The 17,401-nt window shown below is 55.3% G+C and carries 19 protein-coding genes; 11 read left to right on the plus strand and 8 right to left on the minus strand.

What is annotated here, in order from left to right:
- Positions 1-70: 70 nt before the first annotated feature.
- A complete protein-coding gene (locus ACFQDM_RS12605; RefSeq protein WP_377379812.1) occupies positions 71-196 on the plus strand; it encodes an entericidin A/B family lipoprotein in 126 nt (41 codons plus the stop codon).
- Positions 197-276: 80 nt separating this feature from the next.
- Here ACFQDM_RS12605 and ACFQDM_RS12610 read toward each other — a convergent pair whose 3' ends face one another.
- Complete coding sequence (locus ACFQDM_RS12610; protein WP_377379814.1) at positions 277-468, minus strand: GcrA family cell cycle regulator; 192 nt, start codon at positions 466-468, stop codon at positions 277-279.
- 500 nt (positions 469-968) lie between these two features.
- Positions 969-1,868, minus strand: coding sequence for a hypothetical protein (locus tag ACFQDM_RS12615; protein WP_377379570.1), 900 nt, complete (start codon positions 1,866-1,868; stop codon positions 969-971).
- 152 nt (positions 1,869-2,020) lie between these two features.
- On the opposite strand from ACFQDM_RS12615, the gene ACFQDM_RS12620 reads away from it, so the two are divergent.
- A complete protein-coding gene (locus tag ACFQDM_RS12620) occupies positions 2,021-2,143 on the plus strand; it encodes an entericidin A/B family lipoprotein (RefSeq protein WP_377379572.1) in 123 nt (40 codons plus the stop codon).
- Positions 2,144-2,224: 81 nt separating this feature from the next.
- Here the strand turns inward: ACFQDM_RS12620 and ACFQDM_RS12625 are convergent, their stop codons facing one another.
- Positions 2,225-2,764: a GcrA family cell cycle regulator gene (locus ACFQDM_RS12625; protein WP_377379574.1), complete on the minus strand. Its 540-nt coding sequence runs from the start codon at positions 2,762-2,764 to the stop codon at positions 2,225-2,227.
- Between the two features lie 270 nt (positions 2,765-3,034).
- On the opposite strand from ACFQDM_RS12625, the gene ACFQDM_RS12630 reads away from it, so the two are divergent.
- Positions 3,035-3,874, plus strand: a complete 840-nt coding sequence (locus ACFQDM_RS12630; RefSeq protein ID WP_377379576.1) for an ABC transporter permease — start codon at positions 3,035-3,037, stop codon at positions 3,872-3,874.
- 61 nt (positions 3,875-3,935) lie between these two features.
- Here ACFQDM_RS12630 and ACFQDM_RS12635 read toward each other — a convergent pair whose 3' ends face one another.
- Positions 3,936-4,757, minus strand: a complete 822-nt coding sequence (locus ACFQDM_RS12635) for a crotonase/enoyl-CoA hydratase family protein (RefSeq protein WP_377379578.1) — start codon at positions 4,755-4,757, stop codon at positions 3,936-3,938.
- Between the two features lie 105 nt (positions 4,758-4,862).
- Positions 4,863-5,273, minus strand: a complete 411-nt coding sequence (locus ACFQDM_RS12640) for a DUF805 domain-containing protein (RefSeq protein ID WP_377379580.1) — start codon at positions 5,271-5,273, stop codon at positions 4,863-4,865.
- Between the two features lie 210 nt (positions 5,274-5,483).
- Between ACFQDM_RS12640 and ACFQDM_RS12645 the strand changes: the two genes are divergently transcribed.
- From ACFQDM_RS12645 to hslO, 3 genes are read left to right on the plus strand one after another with little or no spacing between them, the layout of a single operon-like run.
- The gene (locus tag ACFQDM_RS12645) at positions 5,484-6,674 is read left to right on the plus strand and encodes an aspartate aminotransferase family protein (RefSeq protein WP_377379582.1); all 1,191 of its coding nucleotides are present in this window, start codon (positions 5,484-5,486) and stop codon (positions 6,672-6,674) included.
- Positions 6,671-7,591 (plus strand): ornithine carbamoyltransferase, encoded by a 921-nt coding sequence (gene argF / locus ACFQDM_RS12650; RefSeq protein ID WP_377379584.1) that lies wholly within the window; start codon positions 6,671-6,673, stop codon positions 7,589-7,591. The genes ACFQDM_RS12645 and argF overlap by 4 nt, the downstream gene beginning before the upstream one ends.
- Positions 7,573-8,535: an Hsp33 family molecular chaperone HslO gene (hslO, locus tag ACFQDM_RS12655; protein WP_377379585.1), complete on the plus strand. Its 963-nt coding sequence runs from the start codon at positions 7,573-7,575 to the stop codon at positions 8,533-8,535. Before argF ends, hslO begins: the two co-directional genes overlap by 19 nt.
- Before the next feature lie 55 nt (positions 8,536-8,590).
- On the opposite strand, the gene ACFQDM_RS12660 is transcribed toward hslO, so the two are convergent.
- Positions 8,591-9,694 (minus strand): sugar-transfer associated ATP-grasp domain-containing protein, encoded by a 1,104-nt coding sequence (locus tag ACFQDM_RS12660; RefSeq protein ID WP_377379587.1) that lies wholly within the window; start codon positions 9,692-9,694, stop codon positions 8,591-8,593.
- A 165-nt stretch (positions 9,695-9,859) separates the two neighbouring features.
- Positions 9,860-11,104 (minus strand): FAD-dependent oxidoreductase, encoded by a 1,245-nt coding sequence (locus ACFQDM_RS12665; RefSeq protein WP_377379589.1) that lies wholly within the window; start codon positions 11,102-11,104, stop codon positions 9,860-9,862.
- Positions 11,105-11,235: 131 nt separating this feature from the next.
- On the opposite strand from ACFQDM_RS12665, the gene ACFQDM_RS12670 reads away from it, so the two are divergent.
- The 4 genes from ACFQDM_RS12670 (at position 11,236) to queG (ending at position 15,815) form a co-directional block, all read left to right on the plus strand.
- Positions 11,236-12,501, plus strand: a complete 1,266-nt coding sequence (locus ACFQDM_RS12670; protein ID WP_377379590.1) for a putative DNA modification/repair radical SAM protein — start codon at positions 11,236-11,238, stop codon at positions 12,499-12,501.
- The gene (locus tag ACFQDM_RS12675; protein WP_377379592.1) at positions 12,498-13,961 is read left to right on the plus strand and encodes a UdgX family uracil-DNA binding protein; all 1,464 of its coding nucleotides are present in this window, start codon (positions 12,498-12,500) and stop codon (positions 13,959-13,961) included. The genes ACFQDM_RS12670 and ACFQDM_RS12675 overlap by 4 nt, the downstream gene beginning before the upstream one ends.
- Positions 13,962-14,038: 77 nt before the next feature.
- On the plus strand, positions 14,039-14,716 hold the full coding sequence (locus ACFQDM_RS12680; RefSeq protein WP_377379594.1) for a glutathione S-transferase family protein: 678 nt from the start codon (positions 14,039-14,041) through the stop codon (positions 14,714-14,716).
- Positions 14,697-15,815 carry a tRNA epoxyqueuosine(34) reductase QueG gene (queG, locus tag ACFQDM_RS12685; protein WP_377379596.1) on the plus strand — a complete coding sequence of 373 codons (1,119 nt, stop codon included), beginning with the start codon at positions 14,697-14,699 and terminating at the stop codon, positions 15,813-15,815. Before ACFQDM_RS12680 ends, queG begins: the two co-directional genes overlap by 20 nt.
- Before the next feature lie 3 nt (positions 15,816-15,818).
- On the opposite strand, the gene ACFQDM_RS12690 is transcribed toward queG, so the two are convergent.
- Positions 15,819-16,481, minus strand: coding sequence for a hypothetical protein (locus ACFQDM_RS12690; protein ID WP_377379598.1), 663 nt, complete (start codon positions 16,479-16,481; stop codon positions 15,819-15,821).
- A gap of 53 nt (positions 16,482-16,534) precedes the next feature.
- Between ACFQDM_RS12690 and ACFQDM_RS12695 the strand changes: the two genes are divergently transcribed.
- On the plus strand, positions 16,535-17,380 hold the full coding sequence (locus tag ACFQDM_RS12695) for an SDR family oxidoreductase (protein WP_377379600.1): 846 nt from the start codon (positions 16,535-16,537) through the stop codon (positions 17,378-17,380).
- The last annotated feature ends 21 nt before the right edge of the window (positions 17,381-17,401 follow it).

Here is a 17,401-nt window from a genome sequence, read left to right on the forward strand (position 1 = left end):
GTCTGAATGAAAATTTCGCAGCAAACTACAGCATCGTGATTTGGGAAAAGGACCCGAAATGAAAAACTGGATGAAGATTGTTGGTATCAGCCTGGTCGCTTTGACGGTTTCGGCGTGCAACACGATTGAAGGTATGGGCCGCGATATTGAATCGGCTGGCGGTGCGATCGAAAAGACGGCGAACGAGAACAAGTAAGCCTTTTCAGATATGCCAAGTTAAAGAAAATCCCGCATGGCAGGACCATGCGGGATTTTTTGTTCCGAGCGGCGATGCCGTTAGCCTGCAGCGCGGCGGAAGTTTGAGACCGTGTTCTCTTTGCGCACGCGGGACTTCTTCGGCTGGAACGCGACCTTTGCGTGTTCCTTACAGTATGGTCCGTCAGCCGCTGCGCGACCGCAGAAAGCAAAGTCCTTGTCCATCGGGTCACCGATTGGCCATTTACACATGCTCTCACGCAGGTTCAGCACGTTCGCCAAGTGGAAACTTGGGGCCAGAGACGCAAAAAGCCCCACGCATGGCAGGACTTTGAAGTCGTTGTCCCGACAAGGAATAAATCCCGAAAAGCGGTTCCCTAGTATCGTCAAGCTTCCTGAGACTTATGTTGTTCGTCGTTTTTATAGGAGTCGTAAGTCACATCCTTGAGCGAGGCTCCGCATCGATCGCAGAAGGAACCAATACCGCCCCCGTATTCATCAAACCTACGATATATCGGCAGCTTACAAGCGTTGCATCGATAATGCCGATGTACCAACAGAAACATTACCAGATAGGCAAGGTATCCAACCACAAAGCCGACGATTTTTTTCAATTCTAAGTCGCCAATGAGGCTCCAAATTAAAATAATTGGTGGCGGCAAAGTACCCGTTAGGCGAAGAATAAGAAACTTCAATGGCACGTCACTTGATGACTCGTTTTGCGAGAAGATTCAGGCTCAATGCCGAATTATCCTCTCGCTTATGCGAATGCATCAGTCGGCCAAAGCGCACTTAAGCACAGCTGACTTTGCCTTAGTGTATCGGTCCGCGTTTTCCAAAGTATCGTCAAGAATTGCCTTCTCTGAACCAGTTAAACCCGCTGCTGCATCGCCGAGATTTTCTAGCTCTTGCTCCTGCTCAACCTCCTTTTTCGTTGCTTCGGTTATGGAGGCCAGTAGAGTGTCATATGCTTGATATTGCGCTCCAGACTCGGCTTCCCACGAGCGCACAATGGAGCGATACACGTCGATCACAATGACAAATCTGTCGCGATATGCACGCTTCTCGTTAGTGTGTATTTTTGACAGCAGTGCTGAATGCTCGTCGAAGCTTCCAACAGCGCCGACAAACCCTTGGTGCTTTTGGTTTTTGTTGAGGTCGATATGATCGTAAATGTCGTTGTACGACGTCTTTTCGGCTAAGCCATCGAAGCCGTCGAAACTTGGATCAGAAAAAGGCCGCGACTCTCGAACCAAGCAGTTGAGGCGTCTTCCCGCCCTCCTGGCGGCTTCTTTGTTTTCGTCCGCGTTCACGTATCCTCGAATACCCAACAAGGATGCAGCAAAAAAAGCTGCCTCGGGTATGTCTTTGGCGCCCGTAAATGTGGAGGTATAACCACCGAATATGGCTGCACCGACCGTGGCCAATCCAAATGCTTGTTCAGCTATATCCATTTCATTGCCAGCACTTGAAGCGTAAATTTCGTCTTTACGAATGGCCAGTATTAGATCGTTAAAATCCGAAGTGTCGCCGCTTCCTGAGTAGTACTTTGCAAAAGTATTTGGATCTGACTTTCCATCAGCACTCTTAGGGTCCAGCGCTTGTAAACCGCTCGTCGGCACACAAGCACTCAACGACAGAACTGAAATAGCGACAGTGATTTGCTTAAACATGACTTCCCCCAAAACCCGGATGGAGTTTCGCGGCAAAGTTGATGGTAAGTCAACCTTCTAATAATCTAATCGCAAGAGCGCTTGGTTGTATCACCCCTTCATTGACGTCGTGATGGCATGTACGCGCCGCACTCAGACTCGCTCGGTCGATAATGCTGAGTCAGCGCGTGGATGATCTTCACACGGTAAAAGCGTGCAACACGATTGAAGGTATGGGCCGCGATATTGAATCGGCTGGCGGTGCGATCGAAAAGACGGCGAACGAAAACAAGTAAGCCTGTTCAGATATGCCAAGTTAAAGAAAAGCCCGCATGGCAGGACCATGCGGGCTTTTTTTGTTTCGATCGGCGATGCCGTTAGCCTGCAGCGCGGCGGAAGTTTGAGACCGTGTTCTCTTTGCGCACGCGGGACTTCTTCGGCTGGAACGCGACCTTTGCGTGTTCCTTACAGTATGGTCCGTCAGCCGCTGCGCGACCGCAGAAAGCAAAGTCCTTGTCCATCGGGTCGCCGATTGGCCATTTGCACATGCTTTCACGCAGGTTCAGCACGTTGGCGTGCTCGCCATTTGAAAGCGTTGCCGGTGCCAGAACCTCGTCGCCGCGCGGCGCGACCGTTGGCAGAGCCGGTGTGGCGGCTGTCTCTTCCACAGCTTCCGGTTCCACTTTTGCTTTGACCGGCTGCTCGACTCGTTGCGGTGTTGGCTTCGGACGTGCAAGACGCGGTGGGCGCTTGACCGGACGAGAGGGCGTTGCGCGGCCAGACAGCCCAAGACGGTGTACTTTGCCGATGACGGCGTTACGGGTGACACCGCCAAGCTGGTTGGCAATTTGACTGGCACTATGGCCCTCGGTCCAGAGCTTCTTCAGCGCCTCGACGCGTTCTTCAGTCCAGCTCATATCCACCTCCTGATAATCCCAGCGTATTAATCTATATTTAGTTAATGTAAGGCCGCGTTAACGATCCTTTCACCCATATATCGTACTCATGCAAGCCCGGGACACAATATACTGATCTGTGGAGAAGTGGAGTAATCCACATCTAGTAGGTCAAATTAACCAATTGGATGTGGAAAACTGTTTGTGGAGGACTGGTCTTTTTGCGCGAATTCCGACTTGACCAGTTAATTCGGGTTTGAGTGTCCGCTCAGATGCTACTAAATGCAGGTCATGACTGATTTGACAGAAGCGACGTCGCAAAACAGCTATCGGGAGCCGCGCCGGTTTCCGGGGCTCAACACTCTGGGTCTTTGGACATTATACAAGCGAGAAGTAGGTCGCTTCATCAAGGTCGGGATGCAGACCTTGCTGGCACCAGCCGTCTCGACCTTGCTGCTGATGACGGTGTTTCGACTGGCGTTCGGCAATCGCGGCGAGTTGACAGGCGATTTCGCAGGCGTTGCCTATCAGGACTTCCTGGCGCCCGGTCTTGTGATCATGACCGTTCTGCAGAACGCTTTCCAGAATACGTCGTCTTCGCTGACCATCGCAAAAGTTCAGGGGTCCACGGTCGACTTTCTGATGCCGCCGCTCTCACCTTTGGAGCTTACGCTGGGGTTTGTTGCCGGTGCCGCAACGCGCGGCGTGTTTGTCGGACTGATCACCGGCATCGCCATTCAACTGATCGGACTGGCTGATCTAAACCTCACGCATATCTGGGCGATCATCTGGTTCTCTCTGACTGCGAGCATCATCCTGGGGGCAATTGGCGCGATTGGCGGCATCTGGGCCGAGAAGTTCGATCACCTGGCAGCTGTGACCAATTTCGTGATCGTGCCTCTGACTTTCCTGTCTGGTACGTTTTACGATGTGAAGGTTCTGGCTGAGCCGTTCCAGACACTGGCGCACTGGGACCCGTTCTTCTATCTGATTGATGGCTTCCGTTATGGCTTTCTGGGTGTTGCTAATTCGGACATTGGCGTGGGCGTCGCCGTGACGGGTGGTCTGTCTGTTGTGACGTGCGCCATTGTCTGGGCATGTTTCCGGTCTGGCTGGAAGCTCAAAGCCTAGATATAAGCAAGGCGGGCCAGGGCCCGCCTTTTTTGTGTCTGTTCGTGTGCTTCGGGCACCCTCAGTCCTTGAAGTTTGCCGGGCGCTTTTCGAGGCCCGCCATTGCCGCTTCGATCTGGTTTGGCTTGCCCATGATTTCGAGCTGGATCGTCGACTCGGCAAGCAGGGTTTCTGCTTCGGTCGCATCCGGGAGCTGATTATAAAGGCGCTTGGCGGCCTGAACGGAATCCGGGCTCTGGCTTGCGATGGTTTTCGCCAGCGCCATGGCGTCGTCGTACGGTGTCTCGGAGAGGTGCGTGACGAAGCCGTATTCCTTGCCCTCAACTGCGGTGAAGATCCGGCCGGTATAGGTGAGCTCACGCAGGATATCTTCGCGAACCAGATTTCGAACGATAGGCGTGAGGGCCATGTCAGGGATAAGGCCCCATTTCACTTCCATGATGCAGAGCTTGGTTTCCGGGTGTGCGATCCGGATATCGGAGCCCAGAAAGACCTGAAAGCCACCGCCAAACGCCACGCCATGGGCCGCATTGATGACCGGCACGCGAAGCTGACGCCAGCCCCAGGCGGCCTGTTGGGCGCGATTGGCGATGCCATATGTGCGCGTGGCCAGACTTTCAGAGCTCGTGGCGGACGATTTTTCGGACTTGTCACTGCCAGCAGACGCCATTTTGGCGAAATTGCCCATGTCGAGCCCTGCGCAGAAGGCGCGGCCTTCACCAGACAGGACGACGCATCGGACAGATTTTTCAGAATTGAGTTTCTCGGCGGTCGAGACAAGCGCCTCAAACATGGCGTCATCGAGCGCGTTCATTTTGTCTGTGCGGACGAGTTTGACGTCTGCAATGCCATCCTTGATATCGACGGTAATCCGTTCGCTCATAGGTATCTCCCCGGTTATCTGCTTGCCCTTTTGTGGACGCGCATGGGGAGGCTGGCAAGTCGTCACGTAGCGGGAAGGTGGCTCCCCGCTACACAACAAAATCGCTTAGAAGGTGTCGACTTGCGCGCCACCTTTTGGATCAGAACCGAACTTGTTCGGGCCTTTGGTGCCTTCCTGAACAAAGAAAATGATCAGGACGATTGCGCCGATGAATGGGATGAGGCCAATAAGCAGCCACCATCCGCTTTTATCAAGATCGTGCAGGCGACGAATGCCCACTGCAATCGATGGAATGATTGTTGCGAGTGAAAAAAGCATCAGCAGCAACGAAACCAGACCAGCAATCATAACGCCGACATCGCCCAAAGCGGCAGCAAAGATGCCTGCGAGTATGTTTCCTGCTACGCTTATCAGCATCAGGAAAAGTACTGGCCACCAATATTCGGCGCGGCGCGAGCGCCCGTCAAACTTTACGTAATTTTTGAAATAGAGCCGTACGGCTTCGCCAAATCCCATAAGAATCTCCCAGCTTGGCGTTGAAAAAATGTCCCTCAACGTCTGTTTAACTTTGAGAAATGTTTTTGCCAAGTCGCAAGATGTCAGCAGTTGTATTTCGATATCTGTCTCAGAATGGCGAATTCGTTGACCAAAGCCCCTTAATTAAGGTAATGGCTCGGCTTTCTTTAACCGGGCAAACAGCCCTTCGACAGCAAAGAGAGAACTGCCATGCGTGAAGCCATGCTTCCCGTTTACGCCCCGCCGACGGAAGTCTTTGAGCGAGGCGAAGGCATGCGCCTCTTCACTACCGAAGGTGATGCCTATCTCGACTTTATCTCGGGCATTGCGGTCAATGCGCTCGGCCATGCGCACCCCAGGATGATTGAGGCGCTGAATGATCAGGCGCACAAGCTCTGGCACACATCCAACATGTTCCGTGTGCCTGCTGGCGAACAGCTCGCGGAAAAATATTGCGCGAAAACCTTTGCAGATCAGGTCTTTTTCACCAACTCGGGCACTGAAGCGATCGAGTGTGCGCTGAAAACGGCACGCAAGTATCACTATGTGAATGGCGAGCCGCATCGTCAGGAATTCATTACCTTTACCGGTGCATTCCACGGGCGCTCGTTTGGTGCGATCAACGCTGGTGGCAATCCGGCCTATCTGGAAGGTTTTGGCGAACCGATGGCGGGTTTCCGCCAACTGGAATTTGGCAACATGGAAGCTGTTCGCAACGCCATCACCAAAGACACATGCGCTGTTCTGATCGAGCCTGTTCAGGGTGAGGGCGGCGTTCGCGAAGTGCCTGTTGAAGAGCTGATTGAGCTTCGCAAGCTTTGTGATGAAACCGGCACGCTGCTCATCTATGATGAAGTGCAGTGCGGAGCAGGCCGTACCGGCAAACTGTTTGCTCACCAATGGGCAGACGGCAAGGCCGACCCTGATATCATGGCCGTTGCCAAAGGTGTTGGCGGTGGTTTCCCGCTGGGTGCCTGCCTCGTCACGGAAGAAGCTGGCAAAGGCATGAAGCCTGGCTCGCACGGTTCGACCTATGGCGGTAACCCGCTGGCCATGGCCGTTGGCAATGTGGTTTTCGATACATTGTGTGAAGACGGTTTCCTGGAGCAGGTGCAACAGGTTGCCGGTACACTGAAGCAAGGGCTTGCCAGCCTGAAGGATCGCTATCCGGAACTGGTGGAAGATGTACGCGGCAAAGGCCTTCTGACAGGCATCAAGCTGAAAACACCGAACAAGGCGCTGCAGGTCAAAGCACGTGATCACAAACTGCTGTGCGGTGTCGCAGGCGACAATGTGTTGCGTCTTGCTCCGCCTCTGATCGCGACGGACGAAGACATTCGCGAAGCCATCAACATTCTGGATGCCTGCCTGGCAGACACCTCACCGGAGGATACCGCGTGAAGCATTTCCTAGACCTTTGCGATATCCCGGCAAGCGAACTCCGGGCGATCCTTGACGATGCGAAGGCGACAAAGGCCGCTCGTAAGGGCTGGCCGAAAGGAAAGGTCGATGCGGGGGCGCCCCTCGCTGATCACGTCCTGGCCATGATCTTCGAGAAGAGCTCGACACGAACGCGCACAAGCTTCGATATGGGAATGCGCCAGCTCGGTGGCACGACCATGGTCATGACGGCGGGTGACATGCAGCTCGGACGCGGTGAAACCGTCGAAGATACGGCTCACGTGCTGTCGCGTTATGTGGATGCCATCATGATCCGGGCCAACAGCCATAGCGATGTGGAAGCGCTTGCGGCAACGGCGACTGTTCCGGTGATTAATGGTCTGACGGACAAATCGCATCCTTGTCAGATCATGGCAGACCTGCAGACGCTCGAAGAGCAGGGCCTTGACCTGAAGGGCGCACGTATCGCCTGGGTCGGTGATGGCAACAATGTCTGTGCGAGCTTTATCGATGCGGCGCCGAAGTTCGGCTTCTCCATGGCGATCGGGACACCTGATGGTTATGAGGCGCCAATCGACCGAGTGGAACAGGCGCGGGAATCGCAAGGCCGGATCGAGCTTTATACCGATGCAGCGGACGCGGTCGCCGGGGCAGATGTCGTCGTCGCGGATACGTTCGTTTCCATGGGCGATACAGATGCAGAAAAACGCCTCGCAGACCTTGCACCCTTCATGGTGGATGACAATCTGATGGGCAAGGCGAATGGTAGCGCGGTATTCCTGCACTGCCTGCCTGCTCACCGCGGCGAAGAAGTGACGGCTAGTGTCATTGATGGGCCGCAATCGCTCGTTTTTGACGAGGCGGAAAACCGTCTCCATGCGCAGAAAGCAATTTTGAAATGGTGTCTGGCAACCTGACAGGCCTTGCCGATGATTTAGGCGCTGACGGCAATCGTGTCGCCAGCTTTCAACTCGATAAACAGGCCGTCCGCGGCCGTATTACGCGTCTGGATGCAGATGTGATCGGCGCCATTCTGGCCCGGCACGACTATCCTCAGGAAGCAGCCCGCTTTCTGGGAGAAGCGCTGACGCTTGCGGTTCTGGTTGGGGCGGCCTTGAAAGTGGATGGCCGTGTCGCCGTGCAGGCGCAGGGTGAAGGCCCGGTCAGCCTGATGGTTGCGGAATATCACACCAGCGGTGCGCTGCGCGGCATGATGAATATCGACGCCGAAAAGTGGGCACGTCTGGATCGCGTCAACAAAGGTGATCTGCCGCACCCGCGTCAGGTGTTCGGCAATGGTGCGCTCGCCATTACCGTCATTCAGGACAATGAGTATGTGCAGCCCTATCAGGGCATTGTGCCGCTTGATGGCACAACGCTGGCTCAGTGCGCCGAACACTACTTCATGAATTCAGAGCAGGTTCCGACACGCGTGCGTCTGGCCGTCGGTCAGATCCAGAAGGCTGGCGAAGCGCCGGCCTGGCAGGCGGGCGGCTCTCTGATCCAACGGATCGCGGGTGACGAGAATCGCGGTGATACCGAAGAGGACTGGAACACCGCCTCCATTCTGTTCGAAAGTGTCACGGATGAAGAGTTGCTTGATCCCGATATTTCCATGGGTCGCGTTCTGTTCCGACTGTTCCATGAGAACGGGGTTCGGATGGAAGCGCCAACGCAGATTAGAGATGAATGCACCTGTTCTGAAGAGCGCTTGCTGACAACCCTCAAAAATATGCCGGATGATGAGCTGATCGATTTGGCGCAGGAAACGGGCAAGGACTATTTCGAGGCTGACTGCCAGTTTTGTGGTCGGAAATATGACATACCTCTCAAAGAGGTCATCACGTCGACAGAACACTGATCAAAAAAGCCCCTCAGATATCTGAGGGGCTTTTTTATGGCATGTCTGAAACGGATCAGGCGGCGCTGTAGGTGTCGAAAAAGTCTTTCAGTTCATCGTCCAGCATGCCTTTGCCCGTTGCCGTTTGCGGCAGGACAAACGATGACCCAGCATTGATTTCAATCACGAGCGGGCCTTCGGCCGTCAATGCGATATCGAGCGACTGATAGCGGACCGGGGTGAAGTTATGCGCGCACATGTCGTTCAGCTCGAGTGCTTCCTTGAAGAATGGGAGCTGAAAACCGATCAGTGGCTCGCCGGTGACAGGATGGTTCTCGTGTTGAACCGTCTCAAATCCTTCGCGAGACACGACGCGAGCAATCTTGCCGGTCTCTTTGTCGATCAGGGCCAGAAGGTTGCCGGATCGCCAGAAATTGTCAGCGACGTTGTTTCCGACAGGGATTTTGAACAGGATGTAAGGCGTTGAAATCACGTCATCTTTGACGAGGTTCACCGTGCGCATGGTTGCCACATGGCTGGTGAGTTTCTGAATGTCCGGGTGACAGGTCACGCGGCGTTGGAAGAGATAAATCGTTTTGGAGATCTTCTCTGCATAGAGTTCAGCAAGGTCTATGCGGTCACCGCCATTCACGATCAACTCGCCATTGTCATAGCCTTCAATCAACAGCGCGCCATAGCTGCCAAGTTCGCCATTCGGTTTTGCGAAGATCGGGAACTCGGTCTGATTTTCGAGAAAGCTGACAAGCTCATCCAGCGTGGCGAGTTTCTGTGAGTCACCAAAGCGACGAAGGCTTGTGTCTGCGACGGCCAGCGTGGTCGGTACAGCTGCACCAAGCGAAGACAGGATCTTGTAAGAGAGCCATTTGTCTTCCGTGGTTGCGCGCCAGTGGAGGTCGGAAACCTTGTCGGTGACGGGCCAGTGCAGGCGCTCTGAAATGAAGGTCTGCTTTCCTGATGCTTCGAGGTCGGTCTTGTAGAGCTCGTACTGAAGGTATTCGAAGATAGAAAGTTTGCCGGGCTGCTTTGAAATCTTCCACCATTCGCTGAGCAGAGAAAGTGGGCTACGGCCTGTCTCTGCTGCCACGTCTTTCAGGCGTGTGACCGTCTGGGTCATATCGAAGGTTTGATCGTTTTTCAGTTTCAAGGATGCCAGCGACATCAACCACTCCTTTTGACCGCGTCTGAAGATTTCGCAGTCACCACCCAATTGATATTTTCAATCTGTGTAGAAGAGATGATTTAAAGAAAGATCAAAGCTGTGCAGATTTTCAGGAAAGCAAACCCGATTTGTTTATCTGCGCTTTACCATGAAGCCTTTTACTTTTCAGAAACTTTCAGGATTTGGATCAATCAGTCTGGCGACACGCTCACCGCATCCCATGGCCATGGTCCAGCCAAGCATGCCGTGGCCGAGATTGTAGATCAGCGATGGGTGAGGGCGTCCGAGACGTGGCACGGAATCGGGTGTCATTGGGCGTAGGCCCGCCCATTGATCGTGTGCCTGAGAATAGTCCGCAGCTTCCGGGAATGAATGCTGGGCATTGCTCATCAGAACCTCGAGACGCTTGGGATCTACATCCCAGTTGGTCCAGCCAAGGTCCGCCATTCCGCCAATCCGGATCTTGTCACCGAGCGGAGTGAAGACCAGCCGACGTTTTGAGTCCGTAATACTGATATCAGGGGCGGCAGCGCCACGCGGGGCGGTTATCGAATACCCTTTCATGGAGAAAATCGGCAGCTTCAGGCCAAGTTTCCGCATCAGGGCTTTGTCAGGCCCGGTGCAGAGAACAACGAGATCTGTTTCGAGTTTGAGACCTGTCTCCAATGTTACCGTTGGCTTAGACGCGTTTAAATCGACGTCAGATACCCGATGCCCCATATGCGTGGTGACATCATATTCGGTGGTGAGCAGGTCCAGCATGCCCATGGCGAATTTCCGCGCGTCGCCAACGGCCTCGCTTGGCGTGAACAGGCCTGCCATTGGTTTTTCGCCAGCGCGCTTGATTGCAGGCTCGAGCTTTTCAAGCGCGGGCAGGTCCATCAGCGACTGGTCTGCGTCGGTCAGACCTTTCAGCGAAAAGTTCTCCTCGATCGCGTTGATGGCCTTCTTTGTGTAGAGGAGCTGGATCTTGCCTTTGACCTGATAGTCAAAATCCAGAGCGTGCTTCTGCAGAAAGCTAAGCATCGCAGCCTGGGACTCCAGCGCGATTTCAAGGCTTGCCCGACTGTTGCGCTGATAGCGCGCGCGGGTGCAGTTTCGCAGAAAAGATAGCAGCCAGGCGATGAAATCCGGGTCCGGACTGATGCGAATGCGGAAGGCTGGATTCATGCCGAGAGCGAGTTCCGGCAATTCACTGCGAATACGGTGGTTCGCGAGGGAGCCGGTGTAGAGATAGCTCAGCTGCCCGCCATTTGCGTATGATGTGCCATGAGCTGCCTTATCGCGCGCATCGATGATCGTCACCTGCATGCCGCGTCTTGCCAATGAATAGGCCGTTGCGGTGCCAACGACGCCAGCGCCGATAACGATGGCAGATTGTGGTTTGGTCGAAGTGGAAGCAGTGCTCATGAAAATCAGATGGTCCGAATGCCGGGGTGAAATCGCCTTCTAACGCGGGTGCCTGGGCCGCGACAATGCGCAGAAGATCGCAGGTGTGAAATCAGCTTGAATTGCTAAAATGTTCTTATAATGTTCTCCTCATGAGAGACGGAACACCACGCACAAAAACGACCTTCGACAAACTCGCCATTCTGGCCGATGCGGCCAAGTATGATGCCTCCTGCGCGTCATCTGGCAGCACGCGTCGAAACTCGGTTTCCGGGCGCGGAGTTGGTTCGAGCGAAGGTATGGGGATTTGCCATGCCTATGCACCCGACGGACGTTGTATTTCGCTCCTGAAAGTCCTGCTGACCAATTTTTGTGTCTTCGACTGCAAGTATTGCGTGAACCGTGTCTCTTCAAACGTTGAGAGAGCCCGGTTCAAGCCGGATGAGCTGGCCCGGCTGACGCTCGATTTCTACAAGCGCAATTACATTGAAGGGCTGTTTCTTTCCTCCGGGATTATCCGCTCGCCCGATTACACGATGGAGCAAATCGTCGAGGTCGCGCGTATCCTGCGAGAGGAGCATGATTTTCGTGGCTATATCCATCTGAAGACCATTCCTGAGGCGGACCCTGAACTAATCCGGCAGGCAGGTGTGCATGCAGACCGGTTGTCTATCAATATCGAATTGCCGACGGAAACCGGTCTTCGAAATCTGGCGCCCGAGAAGTCAGGCCAGACGATACGCAAAGCCATGGCCAATGTCCGACACGGCATTGATGATCTGGCTGATGCCCGCAAATCCTCACTGATCAGAAAGGCGAAATCGCCCCGGTTCGCACCGGCTGGTCAGTCCACACAGATGATCGTTGGCGCAGATGCGGCGCGCGACAGCGACATCATGCAGACCGCGAACAAGCTTTATGCAGGTTATGGCCTGCGCCGAGTGTACTATTCGGCCTTTAGTCCCATTCCCGATGCGTCGGGTGATCTGCCGCCTCTCGCGCCACCGCTCGTTCGTGAGCACCGACTGTATCAGGCCGACTGGATGGTGCGGTTTTATGGCTATCAGACCGAAGATGTCGTCTCGGCCACGCAGGACGGCATGCTGGACCTTTCGGTTGACCCAAAACTTGCCTGGGCTTTGAAGCATCGCGCCTGGTTCCCGGTGGATATCAACCGGGCGAGCCGTGAACAGCTTCTGCGCGTGCCAGGGCTTGGGCCCAAAACCGTCGCCCGTATTCTGACGGCCCGGCGTCACGCCTGGCTCAGCCTTGGGGATTTGCAGCGTATGCGGGTGTCTCTCTCCAAAGTGCGGCCCTTCGTGGTGACGCGCGACTATTCACCCGGCAGGCTCACAGACACCGAGAATCTGAAAGCCCGCTTTGCGCCTCCACCCGAGCAGCTCAGTCTTTTCGCATGACCCTGATCTATCTGGCTTCTGAAACAGACTTTGAGGGCTGGCGTGAACATGCCCGGGCCCTTTGCCTGAAAGGGGTTGAACCGCATTATGTGGAATGGCGCACGCCGAGCGAGGGCAAAAGCCTGTTCGATAGGGATATGTCGGATGATCGCCTTTTGCCGAGACTGATGCCGTTCCCTACGGTTCGGGTACCAAAGGCGTTCCTTGAACTGGGGCGACGCGTGAGCTGTCATGTCGATCGCAGCCGCTTTCATCGTTTGTATCGTTTGCTCTGGCGATTGCAGACGAAAAAGCATCTGCTGGACAATGTCATGGATGATGATGTGGCGTGGCTGAATGCCTGTGAGAAGAATATCCGGCGCGACATTCACAAAATGCATGCCTTTGTGCGCTTTCGCAAGGCAGGGGAAACGCCTGATGGGCGTGAGTGCTTTGCCGCCTGGTTTGAACCGAACTATCGGATTGTGGAACTCGCAACACCGTTTTTTCAGCGCCGGTTTGCCAATATGAATTGGGTGATTGTCACGCCTGAGGCGAGCGCCCACTGGGATGGGGAAGCGCTGACATTCGGCCCTGGTGGCTCGAAAGACGATGTGCCCTCAGAAGACTGTCTTGAAGACGGCTGGAAGACGTATTTCCGCTCCATCTTCAACCCATCCCGCGTGAAGATTTCGGCCATGACGTCTGAAATGCCGAAAAAGTACTGGAAGAATCTTCCGGAAGCCGCGCTGATCCCTGAGCTGCTTCAAAGCGCTGAAAAGCGCAGCCGCGAAATGGTGGCAAACAGCGTGACGGAGGAGCATCCGCTCGCAGCCAGACTGGATGCGCGAAAATCAGTCGCCATTTCCCAGGATGAAGAGGGCGCTCGCACGCTGAAAGACTTGTCCCAGCTCGCTGCTGGATGTGAAAAATGTCCCCTGTATCAGGATGCAAGTCAGACCGTGTTTGGCGAGGGGCGCGCTGATGCGCGGTTGATGATTGTCGGCGAGCAGCCAGGTGATCAGGAAGATATTGCGGGCGCGCCTTTTGTCGGACCGGCAGGCCAATTGCTGGATGAGTGTCTCTCTGCTGCAGACATTGCGCGGGACGAAGCCTATGTCACCAATGCGGTCAAGCACTTCAAGTTCGAACTGCGTGGCAAGCGGCGCATTCATCAGTCGCCCCGGGTCAGTGAAATTGATCATTGCCGCTGGTGGCTGAATGAGGAGCGTCGTCTGGTTCAGCCCGATCTCATCATCGCGCTCGGGGCGAGTGCCGCGCGCAGCGTTCTGGGACGTTCGGTTCGCATTGCAGATGTGCGGGGTGAGATTCTATCCACAGGAGATGGCACACGGGTTCTGGTCACTGTGCATCCGTCATTTCTTCTGCGTTTACAGGACAGACAGGCGCAGCAAAGGGAAGTCGCCCGCTTTGTTGAGGATTTGAGACTGGCCCAAAGTCATCTCAATGCGAGCTGTTAACCTGTGACTAACCAAATATACATTTCTGGCTGATAAGGTGGTTTCAGCGGTGATGGTAACACGTTAGAAGTCACAAAATGCGAAAGCTCTTTCACTGGCCACTCGACCCGGCCGGGCGTCTCGTGCGTCTTGTTCTTGCAGAAAAACAGCTGGATGTGGATCTGGTTGTTTCCCCACCCTGGAAGCCGGCTGAAGAGGTGAAGCGGCTGATGGGGGATTCGCTGGGCCCTGTTCTGCTTGATCAGGGTATGCATGGCCGTGTCATCGCCAATCAGACCCACGCCATTATTGAGTTTCTCGAAGAGACCTATACGGATGTGAAGCTTTTACCGCCTCTCCCGGCGGATCGGGCAGAGGCCCGCCGGATCTGGCGACGTGTCGAGAACCGCTTTGATTCCGATATCAATGGCTCCATTCTTGCCGAGCGTATCGCGCAGGCTGTCCAGCGCGCCAGCTCACCGGATAGTGGCGCGCTGCGGACCGGCGCCCATGCGCTGCGCGGCATGCTGACTTTGCTCAATGGTTTGTGTGAGCAGCGTTCCTTCCTTGCCGGTCGACAGATGAGCATTGCTGACTTCGCGGCCGCCGCGCAGTTGTCATCGCTCGATTATTTCGGTGATGTTCCATGGGACAGCGTGCCAGAACTTCGCAGCTGGTATTCCCGTATCAAATCCCGCCCGTGTTTCCGCGGCCTTCTTGCCGACCGGCTGACCGGGACGCAACCTGTTCGCCACTATGCCGACCTGGACTTCTGATCACGTCAAAACCGTCGCCCTTGAGATTGGGTTTGATGTTTGCCGGATTACGACGATCCGTCCCGAATGGCTGGCGTCAGAGCGCCTGAAACAGTTCGTCTCGGCTGGCTATCATGGCGACATGGGCTGGATGGAAGAGACGCTGGAGCGACGTCTGCATCCAAATGCCATGTGGGATGGTGCGAGGTCTGCAATCATGCTGGGCCTGAATTACGGACCGGACACAGACCCGTTAGCCGTGCTCGACAAGCCAGAGCAGGCCGGAATCTCCGTTTACGCCAAGGGCCGTGACTATCACGACGTGATCAAGAAACGCCTGAAGCGACTGGCGCGCAGTTTCGCAGAAGAGACGGGGGAGCAGGTCAAAGTCTTTGTTGATACGGCGCCTTTGATGGAAAAGCCGCTCGCCGAGCAGGCGGGACTTGGCTGGCAGGGCAAGCATACCAATCTCGTCAGCCGTGAGTTCGGGTCGTGGATGTTTCTTGGCGTGGTGCTAACGAGCGCCGCGCTTGAAGAAGACGGAGCGGAAGCTGATCATTGCGGCTCTTGCCGTGCCTGCCTTGATGTGTGTCCAACGAAGGCTTTTCCTGCACCTTATCAGCTCGATGCGCGGCGATGTATCTCCTATCTGACCATCGAATATGATGGGCCGATCCCGAGCGAATTTCGCAAGGCGATGGGAAATCGCATCTATGGCTGCGATGATTGTCTGGCGGTTTGCCCCTGGAACAAATTTGCCAGCCATTCAAACGAGCTGAAGTTTGAAGCGCAGCGCTATACGGACGCGCCGGACCTTTCCATGCTGTCACAGCTGGACGACGAGGCATTTCGCACTGCCTATTCCGGCTCTCCGATCAAGCGGATCAAGCGGCATAAATTCCTGCGAAATGTGCTGACGGCTATTGGTAATTCGGGTGCAAAGAGGTTTGTACCGGATGTGGTCCGCTTGCTGTCAGACGAGCATCCTCTTATCCGCGGGGCTGCTATCTGGGCGCTGAGCGAACTTGCGCCGGATCAGTTCGTCATCGAACGAGACCAGCGCCTGCCAGACGAAACAGATGAAAGTGTTCGCCGCGAATGGCAGGGCCGGGCAGGCTAGCACCTATTCGCTTGCGAGCCGTTTGGCTTCACGGATGTCTCCCCGCAAAACAAGCGCTTCAATGTTTGTCTTGTCGATGGCGCGGGCCTGCTCAACATCACCCATGGCATCGTCATAGCGATCCTGACGCAGGCGGGCCTCGCCGCGCAGAAGATAAGCTGTGATATCGCCGGGCTGCATCTGGATCGCCTGATCGAGATCGGCTTCGCCTTCTTCCCATTTTTCCTGCAGCAAATAGGCGCGTGCCCGATCTATGAAGATGGTCGGATCATGCGCAGCAAACTGCATGGCATCGGTGAAGGCAATGACAGCTTCTTCGGGCAGTCCCGCGAGCAGCCATGCATTCCCGGCCTGTGCGAGATAGATGGCGCGGTCTTCGAGCGTGCCGCCATCGGGAGCGCCAGCAAGCGCTTCGAGCCGGTCAGCGCCTTCCACATACTTCCCAAGCTGGATAAGAGAGGTGGCCGTACAATAGCGGGCCGCAGGGCGATTGCCCTCGCTCAGCCAGGCCAGGCCGTCTTCATAGGCTTCTTCGGGTTCTTCGATCTGGCGTTCCAGACAAGCGTTCAAACGGGCCTGTTCTTCAGCCTTGATGTCATCGGCGACCGTCTGTGCATTCACAGAAATGGCAAACAGGCCATAGATGATTGGGAACAGGGATACCATATGACACTCCAGAGATTTGAGTATCTCGTGACGCGTTGCAGGGAGAAAAGCAAATGAAGAAACAGCAACTCACCCTGTTTTGTATCGGCTATGGATACTGCGCTCAGCAATTGGCAGAGACATTGGGGCCGAAGACGCAGATCTATGCGACCGCGCGAACCGACGAACAGGTGTCGCAATTGACCCTGCAAGGCATTCGCCCGGTTGATATCCGAAAGCCGGATCTGGCGGCGCTTCCGCAGGGTGCGCACTGGCTGGTATCCGCCCCGCCGGGGGAGGCAGGCTGTCCGGGCTTTGAAGCGTTTGGTGATGCCGCCAAAGAGGCAGGCTGGATCGGCTATCTGTCGACCACAGGTGTCTATGGTGATCTTGATGGTGGCTGGGCTTTTGAATGGAGTGCGCTCAATCCTCAGAGCGAGCCTGGCAAGCGTCGGGCGATCGCCGAAGCGCAATGGCTTTCCACGGATGGCCCGGTTCAGATCTTTCGGTTACCAGGCATTTATGGGTCTGGAAGATCGGCCTTTGATCGGCTGAAAACAGGCAAAGCACGCCGCATCATCAAGGACGGACAGGTGTTTTCGCGCGTGCATGTCGAGGATATTGTCAGCGCGCTTATGGCGAGCATGGAGCGGCCACGAACGGGTGGAATCTACCATCCCTGTGATGATGAACCCGGCCCGCCGCAGGATGTCATTGCGTATGCGGCGAAGCTGTTGGGCTTGCCGGTGCCGCCCGATCTGCCAATCGAATCCGTCAATCTGTCTCCGATGGCGCGGCGCTTTTACGACGAGTGCAAGCGGGTTTCGAATGCCCGCACCAAGTCAGAACTGGGCTGGGCACCGGCTTACCCGAATTATCGTGTCGGCCTGAGCAGCATTCACGCTCTTGAGACGGCATAAAAAAAGGAGGCCGACTGGCCT

The sequence above is a fragment of the Ponticaulis profundi genome (genome assembly GCF_042659465.1).
GTDB lineage: Bacteria > Pseudomonadota > Alphaproteobacteria > Caulobacterales > Hyphomonadaceae > Ponticaulis > Ponticaulis profundi.